General features: G+C 69.6%; 18 protein-coding genes. 16 read left to right on the top strand and 2 right to left on the bottom strand.

Features of this window, described 5'->3' with window-relative positions:
* The first annotated feature begins 149 nt into the window (after window positions 1–149).
* From ACFQE0_RS17540 to ACFQE0_RS17480, 13 genes are all read left to right on the top strand, one after another.
* Complete coding sequence (locus ACFQE0_RS17540; protein ID WP_378971922.1) at window positions 150–965, top strand: Crp/Fnr family transcriptional regulator; 816 nt, start codon at window positions 150–152, stop codon at window positions 963–965.
* The gene (locus tag ACFQE0_RS17535; protein WP_378971920.1) at window positions 962–2,785 is read left to right on the top strand and encodes a GAF domain-containing protein; all 1,824 of its coding nucleotides are present in this window, start codon (window positions 962–964) and stop codon (window positions 2,783–2,785) included. The genes ACFQE0_RS17540 and ACFQE0_RS17535 overlap by 4 nt, the downstream gene beginning before the upstream one ends.
* A complete protein-coding gene (locus tag ACFQE0_RS17530; protein WP_378971918.1) occupies window positions 2,673–4,973 on the top strand; it encodes a PAS domain S-box protein in 2,301 nt (766 codons plus the stop codon). Before ACFQE0_RS17535 ends, ACFQE0_RS17530 begins: the two co-directional genes overlap by 113 nt.
* Before the next feature lie 186 nt (window positions 4,974–5,159).
* Complete coding sequence (locus ACFQE0_RS17525) at window positions 5,160–7,541, top strand: PAS domain S-box protein (protein WP_378971916.1); 2,382 nt, start codon at window positions 5,160–5,162, stop codon at window positions 7,539–7,541.
* A gap of 35 nt (window positions 7,542–7,576) precedes the next feature.
* Window positions 7,577–7,987 (top strand): DUF2934 domain-containing protein, encoded by a 411-nt coding sequence (locus ACFQE0_RS17520; RefSeq protein WP_378971914.1) that lies wholly within the window; start codon window positions 7,577–7,579, stop codon window positions 7,985–7,987.
* A gap of 120 nt (window positions 7,988–8,107) precedes the next feature.
* Complete coding sequence (locus ACFQE0_RS17515) at window positions 8,108–9,274, top strand: PAS domain S-box protein (protein ID WP_378971912.1); 1,167 nt, start codon at window positions 8,108–8,110, stop codon at window positions 9,272–9,274.
* Window positions 9,271–10,812, top strand: coding sequence for a sensor histidine kinase (locus tag ACFQE0_RS17510; RefSeq protein WP_378971910.1), 1,542 nt, complete (start codon window positions 9,271–9,273; stop codon window positions 10,810–10,812). Before ACFQE0_RS17515 ends, ACFQE0_RS17510 begins: the two co-directional genes overlap by 4 nt.
* Window positions 10,809–11,366, top strand: a complete 558-nt coding sequence (locus ACFQE0_RS17505; RefSeq protein WP_378971908.1) for a response regulator — start codon at window positions 10,809–10,811, stop codon at window positions 11,364–11,366. The genes ACFQE0_RS17510 and ACFQE0_RS17505 overlap by 4 nt, the downstream gene beginning before the upstream one ends.
* 237 nt (window positions 11,367–11,603) lie before the next feature.
* Window positions 11,604–12,431, top strand: coding sequence for a transglutaminase-like domain-containing protein (locus ACFQE0_RS17500; RefSeq protein ID WP_378971906.1), 828 nt, complete (start codon window positions 11,604–11,606; stop codon window positions 12,429–12,431).
* 283 nt (window positions 12,432–12,714) lie between these two features.
* Window positions 12,715–12,960 carry a hypothetical protein gene (locus ACFQE0_RS17495; RefSeq protein ID WP_378971904.1) on the top strand — a complete coding sequence of 82 codons (246 nt, stop codon included), beginning with the start codon at window positions 12,715–12,717 and terminating at the stop codon, window positions 12,958–12,960.
* Window positions 12,961–13,212: 252 nt separating this feature from the next.
* On the top strand, window positions 13,213–13,548 hold the full coding sequence (locus ACFQE0_RS17490) for a hypothetical protein (RefSeq protein ID WP_378971902.1): 336 nt from the start codon (window positions 13,213–13,215) through the stop codon (window positions 13,546–13,548).
* A gap of 847 nt (window positions 13,549–14,395) precedes the next feature.
* A complete protein-coding gene (locus ACFQE0_RS17485) occupies window positions 14,396–15,079 on the top strand; it encodes a DNA-binding protein (protein WP_378971900.1) in 684 nt (227 codons plus the stop codon).
* Window positions 15,080–15,499: 420 nt separating this feature from the next.
* Window positions 15,500–16,072 (top strand): hypothetical protein, encoded by a 573-nt coding sequence (locus ACFQE0_RS17480; RefSeq protein ID WP_378971898.1) that lies wholly within the window; start codon window positions 15,500–15,502, stop codon window positions 16,070–16,072.
* Window positions 16,073–16,078: 6 nt separating this feature from the next.
* Here the strand turns inward: ACFQE0_RS17480 and ACFQE0_RS17475 are convergent, their stop codons facing one another.
* Window positions 16,079–16,735, bottom strand: coding sequence for a hypothetical protein (locus tag ACFQE0_RS17475; RefSeq protein ID WP_378971896.1), 657 nt, complete (start codon window positions 16,733–16,735; stop codon window positions 16,079–16,081).
* 699 nt (window positions 16,736–17,434) lie between these two features.
* Here ACFQE0_RS17475 and ACFQE0_RS17470 point away from each other — a divergent pair.
* Entirely contained in the window at window positions 17,435–17,806 is a 372-nt protein-coding gene (locus tag ACFQE0_RS17470) for a response regulator (protein WP_059408753.1), read from the top strand.
* A 31-nt stretch (window positions 17,807–17,837) separates the two neighbouring features.
* On the opposite strand, the gene ACFQE0_RS17465 is transcribed toward ACFQE0_RS17470, so the two are convergent.
* Window positions 17,838–18,065 (bottom strand): hypothetical protein, encoded by a 228-nt coding sequence (locus ACFQE0_RS17465; RefSeq protein ID WP_059408754.1) that lies wholly within the window; start codon window positions 18,063–18,065, stop codon window positions 17,838–17,840.
* 268 nt (window positions 18,066–18,333) lie between these two features.
* Here ACFQE0_RS17465 and ACFQE0_RS17460 point away from each other — a divergent pair, with 268 nt between their 5' ends.
* Both ACFQE0_RS17460 and ACFQE0_RS17455 read left to right on the top strand, forming a co-directional pair.
* Entirely contained in the window at window positions 18,334–19,191 is an 858-nt protein-coding gene (locus ACFQE0_RS17460; RefSeq protein ID WP_378971893.1) for a Dps family protein, read from the top strand.
* 131 nt (window positions 19,192–19,322) lie between these two features.
* Entirely contained in the window at window positions 19,323–19,541 is a 219-nt protein-coding gene (locus ACFQE0_RS17455; protein ID WP_089231302.1) for a hypothetical protein, read from the top strand.
* Window positions 19,542–19,550 lie beyond the last annotated feature (9 nt).

The following is a 19,550-nucleotide window of genomic DNA, read 5'->3' as shown; positions in this document are numbered from 1 at the left end:
CCGCCCAGGTCATTTCGTACCGGTATACTTTTTCGGCACGAGGGCCGAAGGCGGCGGGAGGAAACTCCGATCACTTGTCAGATATCGGACATCTTTGCGCCCGGAAGTCCGCTATCGGACAACCCGCCTGCCGCCGACCGACGATTCCCGTGACCATCACCACCCCACGCGCCATCGACGGCAACCTGCTGCTCGAAGCCCTCGACGACGCCGACCGGCGCCTGCTGGCCCCGCATGCCGAGCGGCGAGAGGTGGAACGCGGCGACGTGCTGTTCCGGGCAGGCGACGACGTCAGCCACGTCACCTTCCCGGCCCACGGCTGCGTGGTCACGCTGGTCGTGCCGCTCATCGACGGCAAGTCCGTCGAGACCGCCACGGTGGGGCGCGAGGGCGCCATCGGCGGCGTTGTCAGCCAGGGCTACCTGCCCGCCTTCGGGCAGGCGGTGGTCCAGGTCGGCGGCCCGGTCATCCGCATCGACGCGGACCGGCTCGCCGAGGCCAAGCACGCCTCGAAGACCGTCCGCGACCTGTTCGTGCGCTACGCCGATTGCCTGCTTGCGCAGGTGCTCCAGTCGGTCGCCTGCAACGCCGCACACACCATCGAACGGCGCTGCCTGCGCTGGCTGCTGACCCTACAGGACCGTCTCGGGACGCCGGACCTGCCGGTGACCCACGAGATCCTCGCCGACATGCTCGGCGTGCGCCGCGCCTACCTGACGGAGGTGCTAGGGCGGATGCAGCGCGAGGGCCTGATCGAGATCGGCCACCGACGCCTGACGCTGCCGGACCGAAAGCGCGCCGAGGCGGCGTCGTGCGAATGCCACGCCGCCGTGCGGCACCATTTCTCCGAGGTGCTCGGCGCGGTCTACGCCCCGGGTGGCCGGATGGTCGCCGTCGATGCGGTAGAACCCGACAAACTCAAGCCGCCTTCCGCCGCGGTCACCCTGCGGGAGACGGTCAAATGAACGTCGCTCTCACTGTCCCGCCTCCAGTCAGGGACGATGCCCGTCTCGCCACGCTCGATGCCTTCGATATCCTCGACACCCCGCCCGAGCGTGGGTTCGACGACATCGTCAACCTCGCGCGCCGCCTCTGCGCCGTGCCTGTCGCCCTCGTCAGCCTCGTCGACCGGGACCGGCAATGGTTCAAGGCCCGCGCCGGTTTCCCGCCATGCGAGACCGACCTCGACCGCTCGGTGTGCAAGTTCGTGCTCGCCGAGCCGGACATCCTCCAGATCCCCGACCTGACGCGCGACCCCCGCACCCGCGACAACCCGCTCGTGACCGGCGAGCCGCACCTGCGCTTCTACGCCGGCGCCCCCTTGCGCACGCCCGAGGGGCAAGTGCTCGGCAGCCTGTGCGTGATCGACCACGTCCCGCGCCCGGAAGGTCTCTCACCGGAACAGGTCGAGGACCTGGAAGCGCTCGCCCGGCAGGTCATGGACCAACTCCTGCTGCGACGCTCCCTCGTTGACCGCGATAGGTCCGGCCGCCAGGGCGAGGCGGTCGGGGTGACGCTGGCCGGGGTCGCGGCGGCGGGTGGCGACCTCGACGCGAGTTTCCGTGCCGTGCTCGCGGGAGCGATGCGCGCCGTCACCTCCGCCGAGGCGGGGGCGGTCGAGATCCGCGAGGGCGAGGACCTCGTCTATCGGGCGGTCACCGACGGCCTTGCGCCGCACCTGGGCCTGCGCCTTCCGATCCTCGCGAGCCTCTCGGGGGCCTGTTACCGGGATGACGTGCCCCTCTCCGTCCCCGACGTCCTGCGGGACCATCGGGTCGAGCGGGATCTCGCGGAGAGCCTGCGCCTGAGGTCCTGCCTCCTGGTCCCGGTTCGACGCGGGGGCGTCGTCGTGGGCGTCCTGAAGCTGCAGTCGAGCCGGCCCGATGCCTTCGTCGAGGAGGACATGCGGATCCTCGGCGTCTTCGCAGGTTCGGTGGCCTCCGGCCTCGCCGAGGCCGGTGAGCGCGTCGCCACGCGGGCGGCCGCCCTTACGGAGTACCGACGCCGCGCCGTGTTCGACAGCGCCCAGGACTACGCCATCATCCTGCTCGACCTCGACGGCCGGGTCACGGACTGGAACGCGGGCGCGACCCGCATCCTCGGCTGGCGTCCGGAGGAGATGTGCGGCCGGGCCGCCGACGCGTTCTTCACGCCCGAGGACCGGCGCGACGGCATCCCGGCCGAGGAGATGCGCTCGGCGCTGGAGACGGGCACCGGCATCGACGAGCGCTGGCACCTGCGTCGCGACGGCGAGCGCTTCTGGGCCAACGGCGAGATGATGGTGCTGCGCGACGAGGCCGGCGCGGCCATCGGCTTCGTGAAGATCCTGCGCGACCGGACGGAGCAGAAGGAAGCCGCCCTCCGCCTGCAGGAGAGCCAGGACCGTTACCGGTTGGCGGCCCGGGCCACGAACGACGCGATCTGGGACTGGGACCTCGCCACCAACCACGTGCTCTGGAACGAGGCCCTGACCGAAGCTTACGGCCATGCCCCCGCGACGGTCGAGCCGACGGGAGACTGGTGGGTCGCGCAGATCCATCCCGAGGACCGCGCCCGCATCGATGCCTCCATCCACGCGGTCATCGACGGCGACGGCACGACCTGGTCGGACGAGTACCGTTTCCGCCGCGCGGACGGAGTCCTATGCCCATGTGTTCGACCGCGGCCACGTCATGCGCGACGCCGAAGGCCGGGCCTGCCGCATGATCGGCGCCATGCTCGACCTGACCGCTCGCAAGCGGGCCGAGGACGCCATGCGGGAAAGCGAGCGTCGGCTCGGGCTTGAGCGCGGCTTGCTGGAGGCGATCTTCCTCCAGGCCCCGGTAGGCATCTCCATCGCCGGGGCGGAGGCCGGCGTGCCGTCGTCGCTGAATGCCAAGGCCGAGGAGATCCTCGGCCACGGGCTCGGGACGGAGGGCGACGCCCGCTACGTCTCCTACGGCGCCATGCACCCGGACGGCCGCCGGTACGAGCCGGCCGAGTACCCGACCCTACGCGCCCTGAGGAGGGGCGAGACGGTGCGCGGCGAGGAGATGCGCTACCGCATTCCCGGGACGGGTGAGATGCGCCTCCTGGAGGTGTCGAGCGGACCCGTGCGCGACGCCGAGGGTGCGATCCAGGCCGCGGTGACCGTATTGGCCGACGTTGGTGACAAGCGCAGGGCCGATGCCGAGACCCGCCGGCTCGCCGCGCTGGTCGAGCAGAGCCAGGACTTCATCGGCCTGGCGGCCCCCGACGGGAGCGTCGACTTCGTCAACGAGGCCGGGCGCCGCCTCATCGGGCTGCCCGACCTCGCCGCGGCCCGGGCCATGCCCATCGTGGACTACTTCGTGCCGGAGGAGCGCGCGCGCGTCCTCGACGAGGTGCTGCCGGCGGTCGAGCGGGACGGCTTCTGGGAAGGCGAGCTGCACTTCCGTCACGTGGTCACCGGGGCAGCGGTCCCGGTCCTGTACAATCTCTTCCCCGTGCGCGGGGCCGACGGGCGCAAGCTGGGCTACGGCACCGTAACCCGCGACCTGACGGAACAGCACCGCGCGCGCCAAGCCCTGCAGGCGAGCGAGGCGTCACTCCGGGCAGTCCTCGACACCGTTCCGGTGGGCATCCTGTTCGCCGAGGCGCCCTCCGGGCGCATCGTCGGGGGCAACCGACGGTTGGAGGATATCTTCCGCCATTCGGTCCTGCCCTCGCCCGACGTCGAGAGCTACGGCGAATGGGTCGCGTTCCACGAGGACGGACGCCGGGTCGCACCGGATGAATACCCGCTCAGCCGCATCATCCGGGAAGGGCACGAGCACGCGGAGATGCGCTGCGAGTACCAGCGGGGCGACGGCAGCCGCCTTTGGATCGAGATCGCGGGCGCGCCGATGCGCGACGAGGCCGGCGCCGTGGTCGGTGCGGTCGTCGCGGTCGCCGACATCGACGCCCGCCGCCGGGCCGAGGAACGGCAGGACTTGCTGAACCAGGAGCTCTCGCACCGCATGAAGAACCTGCTGGCGATGGTGCAGGCCATCGCCGCCTCGACGCTGCGCGGCGCCACCGACATGGATGCTGCACGCGAGGTCCTGGGCAGCCGCTTGGTGGCGCTCGGCAAGGCGCACGACGTGCTTCTCGGGGGCGCCGCCGAGAGCGCGTCCCTGGCGGCGGTTGTCCGCGAAGGCGTCGGGGTGCAGGAATCGGCGGGGCGACGCGTCAGGTTCGAGGGGCCGGACGTGGAGATCGGCGGCAAGGCCGCGCTGTCCCTGGCCCTGACCCTGCACGAGCTCGACCACGAACGCGGTCAAGTACGGCGCTCTGTCGGTGCCCCAAGGCGTCGTGTCGGTGACCTCCTCGCTGGTGGGGCCGGCGGACGCGCCCCGGCTGCGCATCGCATGGATGGAAACCGGCGGTCCGCCGGTCGTGCCGCCATCGCGAAAGGGGTTCGGGTCGCGGCTGATCGAGCGCGGGCTGACCGCGCAGGTCAACGCCGTCCTCGCCCTAGATTACCGCCCGGAGGGGGTGACCTGCGTCGTCGAGGCGTCGCTGGCCGACTTCCAGGCCGTCGCATGACGATGCGGCGCAACGAAGGGCCCGCCGGCCCGTTGCCGCTCGCCATGACGGATGCCCCGAACGCGAAGACCGCCCTGGTGGTCGAGGACGAGATGATCTTCCGCCTGGAGGTCCGCGACCTGCTGGAGGCGGATGGCTACGCCGTGGTCGAAGCCGGCAATGCCGCCCAGGCGTTGGAACGGCTCGACGACTGGGTCGTGCTGGTGGTGACCGACGTGCGCATGCCAGGACCCATGGACGGCTTGGCGCTCGCCCGCGAAGTCGCCTGCCGTCGGCCGGACGTGGCCGTGGTCGTCGTGTCGGCTCAGATGAGGCCGCGACCCGGCGACCTGCCCGGTCACGTACCCTTCGTCGAACGCCCGTTCCTCGAAAGCCGGTTCCGCGACGCTGTCCGCCGGGCCGAGGCGGCCAGGACCCCATACCCGTGACGCCCGCCAGCCTCTCTGCCGTCGGTCCGCACCAGCTCCCGACCAGACCAAAAGACGCAGCCGAATTCCGGGTCGGCTTGTCCGGTGACGTTGGTCTTCGCACGGACGCCCGTTAGAGACCAAGATCATGAGCGACGAGGATCTTCGGGGGAGGTCGATCGGCTGCGCCAACGCGAGAGCGAGTTGGTGGCGGAGATCGCCCGTCTGCGTGCTGGTCGGGAGCCGGATGCGCCTCCGACCGCTGACGCGGCCGGCGTCGGGACGGCGCGTCCCGACCTGCTGTTCACCGCCGCCGACAAGACGCGGACGGCGATGATCGTCACCGACCCCAACCTGCCCGACAACCCCATCGTCTACGCCAACCGCGCCTTCCTTGACCTCTCCGGCTACGCGGCCGAAGAGCTCGTCGGGCGCAACTGCAGATTCCTCCAGGGTCCCGGGACCGATCCCGCACACGTCGACCGCATCCGCGAGGCCGTCGCCCAACGGCGGGACGTGGTCGTCGAATTGCTGAACTACCGACGCGACGGCACCGCCTTCGTCAACGAGCTCTACGTCAGCCCCGTCTTCGGGCCGCTCGGCGAGTTGCTGTACTTCTTCGGCAGCCAACTCGACCTGACCCGGTTCCGTGAGCAGCAGGCGCAGGCCGCCGGACGCGGGACGTCCTTCCGCAGCCTGCTGGAAGACGGCGAGGCCGGCTTCTGCATCGTCGAGATGCGCTTCGATGCGGACGGCCGGGCCGAGGACTACCGCTTCGTCGAGGTCAACGGCGCTTTCGAGCGCCAGTCCGGCCTCACGGGCGCCCAGGGCCGTTGGATGCGTGACATGGAGCCCGGTCACGAGCAGCGATGGTTCGACCTGTACGGCGAGGTCGCCCGGACCGGGCGTGGCGCACGTTTCAGGGGCGTGGCGTCACGGCTTGGCCGGACGTTCGACGTCCATGCAGTGCGGATCGGGACGGAGGCGCAGAACCGGGTCGCGATACTGTTCGAGGATGCCGCCGCCAGGCTGGAGACCGAGGAGCGGCGCGAGGCGCTGGACCGCGACCGCCAGGTCGAGCGCGACCTGGTCTGGAGGACGAGCCGGGACCTGCTCGTCGTCTGCGGCCTCGATGGGACCTGCCGCGCGGTCAATCCGGCTTGGAGCGAGACGCTCGGCTGGCCGCCGGGCAGCCTGCTCGGCACCCGGATCACCGACCTCCTGCATGCCGACGACCGCGAGGCGGGCTCGCGGGCCTTCGCGACGCTGCGCTCCGGGCGTCCCCTGGTCGATCTCGACGTCCGTTTCAGGACCGCGGACGGCGGACACCGCTGGATCTCGTGGAACGCCATTCCGCAGGGGGACCGCTTCCACGCCACGGGCCGGGACGTGACCGAGCGCCGGGCGCTGGAAGACCAGCTTCGGCAGTCCCAAAAGATGGAGGCGGTCGGGCAACTGACCGGCGGGGTCGCCCATGACTTCAACAACCTGCTCACCGTCATCAAGTCGTCGACCGACCTGCTGAAGCGACCGAGCCTGAGCGAGGAGCGCCGGGGACGCTACGTCGACGCCATCTCGGACACGGTCGACCGGGCCGCCAGGTTGACCAGCCAGTTGCTGGCGTTCGCGCGCCGGCAGACGTTGCAACCCGCGGTGTTCGACGCGGCCCGGTCGGTCTCGGCCATCGCCGACATGGTCCGCACGCTGACCGGCGCGCGCATCCGCGTCGAGACCGACACGGACGCCGGCGCGGACGAGGCCGGGCGGCGGCTGCCTTGTCACGTCGATGCCGACCCGAGCCAGTTCGACACGGCGCTCGTCAACCTCGTGGTGAACGCCCGCGACGCGATGCAGGGCGAGGGCCGGCTGCGCATCGCGGTCAAGCGGGCCGACAGCATCCCCGCCCTGCGCGCGCACCCGGCCGTGCCGGGCGACTTCGTGGCGGTCTCGGTCTCGGACACCGGCGCCGGCATCGACGCCGACCTGCTCGAACGCATCTTCGAGCCGTTCTTCACGACAAAGGGCGTCGGTCACGGCACCGGGCTCGGCCTCAGCCAGGTGTTCGGCTTCGCCAAGCAGTCGGGCGGCGACGTGGCGGTGGACAGCGTCGTCGGCGTCGGCACGACCTTTACCCTGTTCCTCCCCCGCTCCGCCGACGGCGAGGCGCGGGAACCCGTGCCAGACGATCCGGGACCGCTCGCCGAAGGACACGGGACGCCCGTCCTGGTGGTCGAGGACAACGTCGAGGTCGGCGCCTTCGCGACGCAGGCACTCGGGGAACTCGGATACCACGCCGTCTGGGTGAAGGATGCGCAGGCGGCCTTGGCCGAGATCGAGGCGTCGGGCCAACGGTTAGAGGTGGTGTTCTCCGACGTCGTGATGCCCGGCATGAACGGGGTCGACCTCGCGCGGGAGATCCGGCGGCGTTGGCCCTACCTGCCCGTCGTGCTGACGTCCGGGTACAGCCATGTCCTGGCCTCGGAGGGGACGGACGGCTTCCCGCTGCTGGGCAAGCCCTACTCCGTCGCCGACCTCAGCCGCGCCCTGCGCAAGGCGCTGAGGGAGCGTTCCGCGCTGGCCTCCGGCTGAAAGCGGCGTGCGTCGCCTCGCTCGCCTTGACCGGCATGCTTCGTCGCATCGCCGACGAGTATGCACGCATAGTAGGGGACGGCCCCTTTTCCTTGAGACACGCCACCGGAACGATGCCCGAGCCGACATCCACCTCGCGGACCTACGACGGGTCGATCCCTGACGCAGAAATCCGCGAGCGGGCGTATGACATCTGGGAGCGGCACCATCGCTCCGAGGGCTTCGAGATGCAGTTCTGGCTCATGGCTAGGCGTGAGTTGACCGCGGAGCGGGAAGCGAAGGCCGCCAGCGATGTCCCGGCGGCGAGCTGGCGCCGGCGACGCAGCCTCTCGATAGGCCTGAGGCGCCCGGTCCGCGGCCCGCACCCCGTTGACACCCGTCCTCGTCGTCCGGGCGACCGTCCACCCTCCACCAACGCGGCCCCGACGGCCAGCCGGCCATATTGATGTCGGATAGGAAACTTCCCCAAGGCGTTGAACCGAAAGCCGCAGTGACGATGCCGAGGGGCTTCGCTATCAGCTTGTTCCGTGGACGACGTCGGTCGCCGGGGGCGGGCTCACCTTCCGATGGATAGCGATTTGCACGGCCTCTCGCGCGAGGAGCTTGAGGCGGAGGTCCTGCGCTTGCGGGCAAGGCTGGCAGGGCATCCCGACCAGGGGCGGGACCGCCAGCCGGCATCCGATGCCGACGTGCTATTCTCCGCCGTCGACAAGACCGGCCTGCCGATGATCCTCACGGATCCCAACCAGGACGACGACCCCATCGTCTTCACGAACCGCGCCTTCCTCGATCTTACAGGTTACGGGATAGACGAGGTCGTCGGTCGCAACTGCCGGTTCCTCCAGGGGCCGGACACCGAGCCCGACCACGTCGATGAGATCCGCGCCGCATTGCGCGACAACCATGACCTCACCATCGAGATCACAAACCATCGCCGGGACGGCACGCCCTTCGTCAACGCCCTGTTCATCGGACCCGTCTTCGACGGCGAGGGCCGCCTGCGCTACCGCTTCGGCAGCCAGATCGACGTCACCGAGGCACACCGCAACCGGCGCCGTCTCGCCGAGAGCGAGGCGCGCCAGCGCGCGATCTTCGACAGCGCCAGCGAGATGGCGATTATCGTCACCGACACCGCCGGCACGGTGACCGACTGGAACGCGGGTGCCACGCGCATCCTCGGATGGTCAGCCGAGGAGATGCGCGGGCAGACCATCGAGCGGATCTTCACGCCCGAGGATCGGACGAGCGGTCAGAAGCGTAAGGAGATGGATGGCGTCCTGCGGCACGGCCATGCCGAGGACATGCGCTGGCATCTGCGCAAGGACGGTGGCCGGTTCTATGCGGTCGGCGACATGACCTCGCTGCGGGGGCTCGACGGGACGCACCAGGGCTTCGTCAAGGCGTTCAGCGACCGCACGCAGGAGCGCAACCTCGCCACCAAGGAACAGGCCGACGCCGAGTTCATGCGCAGCGTCCTGGCGTCGTCCGCCGACTGCATCAAGGTGCTCGACCTCGACGGCGGCCTGACCTTCATGAGCGAGGGCGGCCAGAAGGTGATGGAAGTCAGCGACTTCAATCACATCAAGGGCTGCCCATGGCCGAGCTTCTGGCAGGGCCAGGGGAACGCCGATGCGCTCGCGGCGCTGGCAGCGGCCCGGGACGGGCGGATCGGTCACTTCCAGGGGGCGCGGCCACCTTCCTCGGCAACGCCAAATGGTGGGACGTCCAGGTGACGCCGATCCTTGGGCCTGACGGGCGGCCGGAGCGGATCCTGTCCGTGTCGCGCGACATCACCGAGCGGAAATCGTTCGAGGAGCGCCTCGCGGCGAGCGAGGCCCATTGGCGCGACCTGTTCGAACGCCTGAGCGAGGGGTTCATCGTCGGCGAGGTCGTGCGCGATTCCGCCGGTCGCGTCGCGGATTGGCGCTACGTCGACGTCAACTCCGCCTGGGGCCGGCTCGTCGGCATCGCGTCGGACAGTGTGGTGGGGCGTACGATCCGCGAGGTGTTCCCGGGCATCGAGGACGCCTGGGTCGACGAGTTCGCCGACGTGGTCGAGACCGGGGAGCCTGTGACGTTCGTCCGGCAGGTCGGCACCCTGGCGCGGTGGTACGAGGGCCGGGCCTTCCCGCTCGGCAGCGAACGCTTCGGCGTGATCTTTCTGGAAGTGACGGAGCGGGTGCAGGCCGATGCCCGGCGCAGCGGCCTCCTGGAACTCGGGGAACGGCTGCGGGGCGACATCGGCACCGATGCGATAGCGTTGGCAGCCTCCGCCATCCTCGGTCGCGTGCTCGGCGTCGGTCGGGTGGGCTACGGCACCGTCGGTCCCGACGGCGAGGGCTTCGTCGTGGAGGAGGACTGGACCGCGGCGGGTTTCCCGACGCTGGCCGGCCGCTACCGCATGGACGATTACGGCCTCTACGCCGAGGACCTCCGGCAGGGGCGGACGGTCGTCATCGCCGATGTGCGCGAGGACCCGCGTACCGCCGCTTCCGCCGCGACCTTGGAGGCGGTCTCCGCGCGAACGCTGGTCAACGTGCCCATCGTGGAGAAGGGTCGGACGGTGGCGGTGCTGTACGTGAACGACGACCGCCCGCGTTTCTGGGGCGAACCGGAGGTCGCGTTCATCCGCCAGATCGCCGAGTTGACCCGCCAGGCCGTCGAGCGGCGGCGCGCGGAGGAGCGGCAGGACCTGCTGAACCACGAACTCTCCCACCGCCTCAAGAACACGATGGCGATGGTCGTGAGCATCGCGCACCAGACGCTTCGGTCGGTCTCGGAGCGCGGACCGGTCGAGGCTTTCGAGAAGCGCATCCAGGCGCTGGCCTCGGCCCATGACCTGTTGCTGCGCAAGGACTGGACGGCCGCGGACCTGCGGAGCGTCTGCCGGGAGGTTCTGGGCACCGCGGCCGAGGCCCACCGCTTCACGCTCGATGGCCCCGACGTGGCGCTCGGCCCCAGTGCCGCGCTGTCGGCGTCGTTGCTACTCCATGAACTAGCGACCAACGCGGCCAAGTACGGCAGCTTGTCCGGCGAGGAGGGCGAGGTCGAGGTGCGGTGGTGGATCGACGGCGATGCGGGAGAGCCGGGGTTGGTGCTGCGGTGGCGCGAGCACGGCGGCCCTCCCGTGGTAGCCCCGACGCGGCGCGGCTTCGGATCGCGCCTGATCCGGACCGGCCTGGTGGGAACGGGCGAGGTCGACGTGACCTATCATACCGAGGGGCTCGTGGCGGCGATGCGTGCGCCGCTGGTCGAGGTGCAGCGTCTATGACAGCGAGACAGCCGAACGGAGCGAACCCGAAGCCGGTCGTGCTGGTGCTCCAGGACGAGCCGATCCTGGCGGGGATCATGCGGGATTTCGTCGAGGAGGCGGGATGCGAGGCCGTCGTGGTCCGCACCGCCGAGGCGGCGGTCCACATCCTGGAGGGGCGCACGGACATCCGGGTCGTGTTCGCGGACCTCGACGTGCGTGGCTCGACCACGGGATTGAAGCTGATCGCGATGATCCGGGAGCGCTGGCCTCCCATCGAGCCTGGTCCTGACGGGCGCCCTGGCACCCGACCTCGACGCCATCCCGGCGCGGGGCGTGTTCTGCGACAAGCCGTTCCGGGAGAACAAGGTCATTTCCACCATCCGCAGCTTCGCCGCCTGAGGACGGGACAGGGGTGGCCGGCGGGGACCGCCCTAACACCGGAGGTTGGAGACCGGGCGGCCGCGGACCATCCCGGCACCGTCGTGAGGGCCTCTGCGACCTGGGCCGCGGGTCAGGGGTTGCGCACGAGGTCGAGGCCGTGCGTGCCCTCCCGGGTCGGCACGTCGCCGTAGCCGGACGTGAGGACGATGGGCAGGTCGAGCGGCATAACCCGGACGCGGTCGGCCATCGCGGTCCCGCCCATCCCGGTCATCGCCACCTCCGAGAACACCGCGTCGAACCGGCCCTGGTCCCTATCGACCTAGGACCGGTACGTCGACGGCACCCAATCGCGGCCCCCCGCGCTTCCGGGAACGACGGCCTGGCGGACATCTTGCCTGGGTGGGAGTTTCCGGTTTGGGGATCCGTTCATGCGCATCCGTTGCGGCTACACCGTCGCCCTCGACACGTTCGCCCCGACCTCGATGGTGCTGCTGCTCGACGTCCGGCCGGAACGGCAACCCGACCTGCGCAGCCGCGAGGTCATCGCGTTCGATCCACCGGTCGAGGCCAGGCGGTTCCGGGACCCGTTCGGCAACGTCGCCACGCGCATCCTCGTCCCGGGTGGCCGCATCACCATGTCGGCGGCCTTTTGGATCGAGGACCACGGCCGGCCCGACGACCACGCGCCGGACGCCTGCGAGATCCCGGTCCACGACCTACCGGACGAGGCGCTGCCGTTCCTGCTGGGCTCGCGCTACTGCGACACCGACAAGCTTTCCCAGACGGCCTGGAACCTGTTCGGCGGGGTGGCCCCCGGCTGGAACCGCGTCCAGTCCATCGTCGACTACGCGCACGGTCGGCTGCGCTTCGACTACATGCAAGCGGACGCCACCCGCAGCGCCTTCGACGGCCATGGCCAGCAGGTCGGCGTTTGCCGGGATTTCGCGCACCTGGCGATCACGCTCTGCCGCTGCCTGAACATCCCGGCGCGCTACGCCACCGGCTACCTCGGCGACATCGGCGTGCCGAAGGACCCCGCGCCCATGGACTTCTCCGCATGGCTCGAGGTGTTCCTCGACGGGCCGGCTGGACCGCGCTGGTACACGTTCGACGCCCGGCACAATCGCCCCCGCATCGGTCGCATCGTCATGGCCTACGGTCGCGACGCCACCGACTGCGCTATCACGACGAGCTTCGGACCCTCGCCCCTCGCGGGCTTCACGGTCGTCACGGATGATGTGGTCGAGGGGACTTGACGCCGAGGAAGATATTCCGCGGGAGACATCGAAGCGCGGGTGCCTTCCCGTATCGGGTCGCGGACCATGGCCGCCTGGCCCGCGCGGCGGCGAAAGGTTGGAATGTGCCGGCTTGGCGGCCAGGTTGGTCGGAATGCCGGGAACGCGGCACCGCCCAATGGGCGATTGCGTTCGCGCGGGCGCTTTTCGGTATCGCGGCGACGGCCTCGGCCTGCGTCATTGTCCGCAGCGACCGGGGAGGCGTCCAGGCGTTGTCGGATACGACCGACCGACTGGAGCCGTCATGCTGAACCCGTTCTACGCCGCGTTCCTTCTCGCCGTGGAGGCGCAGAAGGTCATCGAGTTGCGGCTCGTGCGGATCGCCTGGGGAGGAGCCGAGGCCCAGGCCGAGATGATGTCGATGGTCGGCGAGAAAGTGGTCGCTGCGATGGAGGCCGCCAACACTTTGATGGCGGGAGGCAGCCACGGCGACGTCATCGCGCGCTACCGGGAACTCGTCGCGGACAACACCCACCGCCTGATGGCCTGAAACGGCCGTTCCGACGTCGCTGGACCGGATGGGGCGCGCCACTCCCGCAGCGCGGTCCAAATCTCAAGGCCAACCGTCCGTATGCGGCCCCGCAGGCAGTGCGTCGTCCTCGGGAGGGGGCGGCAAGTGGGGAGGCGGAACGCGTCCCGGGCTCGGGGGCGTCGGCAGGCCGAGGTCCGCGGTCGGTTCGGGTGCCTCGTCGGTGCGGTCCTTCTCCCCGGGCATATCTGGTCTCCAGCCCTAGTTGACCTCGTGAACGAGGAGGCGTGCGAGATTATGACTGTCTCACGCAAACAGATCTACGACGCGTCGAACGGCGACCGCTGGTTCCTCTGCATCGGCGACGACCCGACGGACGTGTTCGTCCTCCACGAGCCGAACGGTCCCTCGGGCGGGAGGCCATCCCGCATTGAATTATCGACTTTCCTCTCCTCCGGCGCGGACTGCCCGGAGCGGCTTGCGCTGCTTGGCGTGATCGGCTCGCTTGTCGCGACCTCCGGCGCCACCGTGCCGGCGTCCGCGACCGGGCCGGAGCCGGGCGCCGCCGGGGCCGAACCGACGCCGGGGGAAATGATCTCGTCGACCTGAAGGCGACCCGTAGCCGATGCGCCCGCTGCAGGCATCGATCCCTCGGTCGACACTCTCGGGCTGCTCCCATACGCAAAGTGGCGCCCGACACTCCGTCGGGCGCCACTTTCGTCAGACGCTACGGCGCGGCCAGTGGCGTGCCGTTCGAGGCGATGCCTCAGTATCCGTAGCCGTAAGGCAGGTCGCCGCGATGCATCCGGGGCCAGACGCGGTGGGCGTGGTGGCTCAGCCAGACGCCCTAGGGGACTCCGTAAGGTCCGGGAACGACTACCCGGGCGATGTCGGAGATGCCGTCCCAGGGCAGGCGGATGGAGACGCGGTCCTGGTTGCCGCGGATGAGGAAACGACGGTGGCCATTGAGCCGTCCGAAGACGGTGCGGGCGTGATCCTGGCTGTGCAACAGTAGTAGAAGTCGTCCAGGTGCCAGACCGTGTCCCGGGGACCTACGGCGGCGTTCCGGCAGGCGATCAGCGTCTCGTCGTGCTCCTCGATGGAGGCGAACGGCCGTCGGCGCCCCATTCCGGGCGACAGGATCCGGGCGTGGCCGAAATGGGCATGGGAGACGAAGTGGGTTTCTGGCATCGAAGCCTCGCGCGGGGCGGAGACTCGGCACGCGGCGACACTCCGGGGTCAGTGGGACGGGTGCAGGCCGGCGCGTATCATGGTGGTGCTCTAGGTCGGGGGGGAGAACCTCGCCTGGGCGGCTACGTGAGGCAAGGGCTGATACGGAGGGATCCACGCTTCCGCCGCCGGGTGCGTCGGACTTGCCGTTCGCCGGTCCGCCCTTCATGGGCACGGGTTCTTCATGCCCGGCTCGCATCGTGGGCCCACGGCATCGGGGCATTCCATGGTCAGGCAGGAGCAGGTCGATCAGGTCGCGGATGCGTTGGTCGAGCGGGGCGTGCGCGTCACGGTCGATGCGCTCGGGGACGCGCTCGGCCGGACGCAGGATCTCACCGTGCCCCTGGCGGACTGGAAGCGTCGGCGGCGCTACCTGGGGCACCTCGTCGTCCTGGACATTCCCGAGGATCTGGAGAGGGTCCTTGCGACCGTCGCGAAGGCGCTGGCCGCGACAGACCCGTTCGGTGGTCTGAAAGCGCCATCGGCTAAGGCCGGTGAGGACGGTGGGCTGCACCCGGTCAAGCTGCCCGACCAGTTGTGGGAGCGGTTAGCCGCCATGGCCGGAGACATCGTGGGCTTGCGCGAACAGGTCGCCGGGCTTGCCCTGGCGCAGGGCCCGTCCAAGCCGGTGCCGAAGGCGAGGCGTGAGGGGCGCAAGCGCGGCCTCGCCGCCGCCATGGGGCGCATGTTCTGGGACCGCATGATGGGGCATTTTGCGGAGGCGATGCGAAGGGAGGGTCCGATGACGGCGGTCGAGCTGCTTGCAACGCTCGACGCCGACGCGCTGGACATGGCCGAGGCTGCGTTCGAGCGGATCGACGCGTCGCTGATCACCGAGAAGGTGGAGGAGCGTGTTCGGAGGGGAAACTACTTCCGGAAGACCTTGGACGGCCGCTACGAGGCTCTCTGAACAAAAGCTTGGGCTCCCCGCCCGTCGGCCCGCCGATGTCGTTCGCGCCTTCCGCCGCACCATCGGCAGCGACCTTACCCATCCTTTGCGACGTCCGGGCGGGTATATCCTGAGGGACTCGACGCCAAGACCGCATGGACGGCGAAGATCATGCCGAATTGCGCCCGCCGCGATGCGCTCTGAGGTCGGCACGGTTCCTTAAGGCCGTTCGAGTGTCCTGGCGCCCTGCGAAAGGGGTGGGTCGATGGCGGGAAGGAAGCTGGGCCGTGAAGAGGCCATCGAGCGTCTCGAAGAACCGTGGAAATTCGAGGTCTTCCGGGCGGCGGACCAGATACGCGCCGAGGGCAAGGAGCTTGTCGCGCTTCGGAACGTGAAGGCGCGGGTCCGGCGCGACGCCGGTTTGACGGGCGGCAACGAGCCGTGGGCGAGTATCTGTCGGACTGGGCGGAGATGCGCGGCTATAGCCCGGTCGTCGAGCTCGCGAAGCTGACGGAGGCGGATGAGACGAGGCTCGCGAAGGCAGGCGCGGTCCTTTGGGAGACGACGCAGGCCGAGGCCGCGGCGGTGCTGGAGCGCGACCGCATCCGCATGGCGGAGACCATCGCTCAGGAACGTGCGCTCAGGAACGAGGCGTGCGGGATGGTGGATGCGCGCGACGCGGTCATCGAGGCGCTGCGGTCTGAGATCGCCCGTCATGAGTCCGAGGTCGAGGAGTTGCGCAGGCACGTCGGGGTCGTGCGGGCGCGGGAATTCTGGCAGCGGGTGGCACAGGAGATCTGGGATGTGCTTCCGGAACGCGAGCCGATGCATGTGAACGACATCTCCCGGCGGGTCGGGCTCGATATCGTCAAGGAGGCCGAGGAGCATCCCGGCGAATGGGGGCCGGAACTGCTGCGTGGCGTGATCGACCAGCGCGTCAAGTTCAGGAAGCTGTTCGCGAACGAGGGCGGCGGGCGCTACCGCAGGCGCCGTCCGGAGGATGACGCGGCCTGACGTCCGCTAGCGGCGGAAAGCGGTCGCCAGCGCGTCGAAGTCCGACTGGTAGGTGGGGACCGTGAAGACGCAGCCCGGCTCGTCGCGGCCCGCGAGGTTCTGGTCGGCGTCGCGTTTGAAGGTCGGGATCGTGAGGGTTTCGGGGACGCGGTCCGAGATCACCAGGAAGGGTCCCTGCATGATGTCGGGCGCGAGCAGCGCGAGGGTGCCGCGGCGGAGCGCGGCCTCGATCTCGACGAGGTGGTCGCGGTAGCGCGTTCGGTGGGCGACGATGACGAGGCCGTCGTCGACCCACGCCGTGACCAGGCCGGTCGGCGCGTCGATGTCCTCGTCGGCCCGGAACAGGGACGTCCGGCCCTCCCGCGCGAGCAGGCGATGGATGTCGATGGGCTTCGCGAACTCGGCGGGGTTCCGGGTCAGGGCGAACACCGTTCCGAAGAGTGGTCCCTTGTCGCGGTGGTCGTAGAGGGTCCGCCCGGATAGGGTCGAGGGGTCGATGCAGGCTTCCTGCACCGTCTCGGCGACCGGAAGCACCCCGAGGCGCCGGGTGAGGAGCCGCATGCTGTCGTTGTGCTGCGCCCCTCCGCCGTTGCCCATGCCGATGGCGACGAGTTCCATGTCCATGCCGACCATGACCTGTCGGTCGTCTGTTCCCGCTCGCATGGCACTCTCCGATGTCGATGGAGGCATGCTAGGACCGGCTCATGAAAGGCACAGCGGGGTGGTCCGTGAAGCCGGGCGCGCGACTCCGAGGGTAGCGGGTGACGCGTAGCGCTATGCGTGATCTGCTACGGAACCCGAACCTTGCATAACCTCGTGTGCCGAGGCCGATTCGGACCGGCAATCGCCGTGCGACCTCGTTGGGCTACGTCACAGGCGGTGATCGGTCACCGACCCCGTGCTCCCGAACCACCCGTTGGAAGTGGCGCGAACCACCAGCCACGACGAAGCGCACAGCCCGCAGTGGGCAAGGGCGGCGATCAGAGCCGTCGGGGAGGCGTCCTGGAAGCCGATGAACACGGCCTGGCCTGGAGGGGTCCCATCAGCAAGATATGGGGTAGATTCGACTCAAGTTATGGGGGCTGTTGGCAAGTTATGGGTATCTGCACAGCCCCCGCAACTGCTCTGCAACGGCGGACGATAGTTGCCTGCCTGGACGCTGGACCGCGACCATTCCGGGGGCCGTCGGCAGGTTCGTAAGGACCGTCGCGTGCCGAAGGTATGCGATCTTTGTCGCCACCCCGCCGAACTTCGGTTCGCGGACGAACATCGGGCGAAATTCACTTCCTCTACTAATCTGGTTGGTGGCGACGATCTTCCGGTCTGCCCAGAAATCGGACCAGGGCGAGCGGAGCTTTGCCGATGACAGCTTTGGCCGGCCGAAGCATCCTCGTCGTCGAGGACGACTACTATCGTGCACATCTCGTCAAACGGACGCTTGAGGCCGCCGGTGCCACGGTGCTCGGTCCGGTGCCGTCGGCCAGTGCGGCGTTGCATCTTCTCCATGACGGCCGGCCTGACGCCGCGGTCCTGGATGTGGATCTTCGCGACGGTCTCGTTTTCCCGGTCGCCGATGCTCTCGCCTCGGTCGGCGTGCCGTTCCTGTTCACGACCGGCAGCGATCCGAGAATGCGGCCGGTCCGGCACGCGACGGCGCCTTGGCTGGTGAAGCCGGTCGAGGAGGCCGCGACCACCCGGGCGCTGGAAGAGCTTCTGCGCGTGGCGCCGCCGTAGCAGGGCGTCGGACCCGAGACGGGGTACGGCGTCAAGCCGGGTCGAGTTCGTGGACAAGCGTCGAGAGGTAGAGGGCGATCCGCCGGCTCGCCGCCTGGTCTGGGGTCGCGACCGAGAAACCCACGTCGAGGACATCGTCGCCGTAGCGCCTGATGACCGACTCGGCCATCAGCGCGACTTCGCGTTCCGCGCGCGCCGTGAGGACCCGACGTCCGTCGCGGGTCGCCAGCCGCACCTCGTAGCGCAGAGTGGCCGTCACCGGTTCGATCCCCCCTCAAGAAGCCGCAGCCGCCCGGCAGCACTCGCCGGGACAAGGCCAAGCAACGAACGGACCCCCGAAAGCGCTCCGAAGGCATCGCCGACCCGTGCCCCGGACCGTCCCCGGTGGCAAGCGATGCGGGGATCACCGGTTCGTAAATTCGGGTTCACACCGGAACGGGAAGAACGCCCTGGTTGTCCTTGCTGAGGTCTGCCGACCGCCTGCGGGCGTGCCGGTCGTCCTCGAAGCAGTCTTCCCAAGGTTTTAGATGACCCGTTCGATTTACGCCGTGGCGGCCGCGCTCCTGCTGGCCTCGACCGCGCTCTCTCCGGTCCTGGCCCGCGAGGCCGCCACGGCCGCCGGTTCCACAAAGGCCGCAGCCCCCTCCGCCACCCAGATCCTGGCGCGCATGCAGGTCGCCCAGGAAACCACCGCCATGCCGCCGTCGGCCTCGCAGTCGTCCGACCAGAAGACCGACGGGGCGCGCCAGTCCTCGCAGACCCAGGTGACGAGCCGCCAGCCGCTCGGGGCCTTCCCGACCAACGAGGTCAGCCGCCAGCCGGTGATCGACCTCGGCGCCGGCGAGGACGGGATGAGGAAGGACGTCGCCGCCCTCCAGCAGACCTTGACCGAGTTGCAGCAGCTTCAGTTGCAGACGAAGCAGGCCCACTGGAACGCGTCCGGCACCCTGTACTACCCGCTGCACCTCCTGCTGCAGGAGCACTACGAGGGATTGTCGAAGTACGCCGACACCATCGCCGAGCGGCTGCTGGCCATCGGCGTCTCGGCGGACGGGCGCGCCAACACCATCGTGAAGACCTCGGGCGTGCCCGAGATCCCCGGCGGCTTTCTCGACGACGCGCAGATCCTCGTATGGTTCACCAACGCCTACAAGCGTGTCGGCGAAGAGGTGCACGCGGCCATCAAGACGACGGAGGACGTCGATCCGACCACCTCGAACCTCCTGCAGGAGGTCGAGCACGGCATCGCCAAGTACCAGTGGCAGATGCGGGCCCAACTCCAGCGGACGCAGACCGACCCAAACACCGGCTGGGATCTCAACGACAACAAGCCGGTCGACCTACAGGGCCAGAAGGCTCCGGGCCAGGCGCCCGCCAAGCCTTGAGGCGATGCGCCCCCGCAGCCAGGCGCGGGGGCGCCCTTGACCCGCAAATAGTTTATAGTAGTTCTAAAAAGGCTATGCAGCCTCGGGATCGAACCGCTCCCCCGCCTCTCCTCACGCCCGGTCAGCGGGCCATGCTCCTCCGGCTCGACCGGGAGGGGCCGCTCGTCTCGCCCAAGCCGTGGGAGATGCGCACCGTCCGGTCCCTGCGCGAGCGCGGGCTGATCCGGCCGCGACTGTCGAGCCGGGACCCCGAGGGCCTTTGGTTTCTCAGCGCCAAGGGCAGGCGAGCCATCGCCCCGGCGGGCTCGGCGGTCCGCGACCGTCATCACACCGCAGCATCACCGGCTTAGGCAGGACCT

The organism is Methylobacterium komagatae, from assembly GCF_042661665.1.
Taxonomy (GTDB): Bacteria; Pseudomonadota; Alphaproteobacteria; order Rhizobiales; family Beijerinckiaceae; genus Methylobacterium; species Methylobacterium komagatae.
Note: the sequence above shows the minus strand (reverse complement) of the source record. Positions and strands in the feature narration are given on the sequence as shown.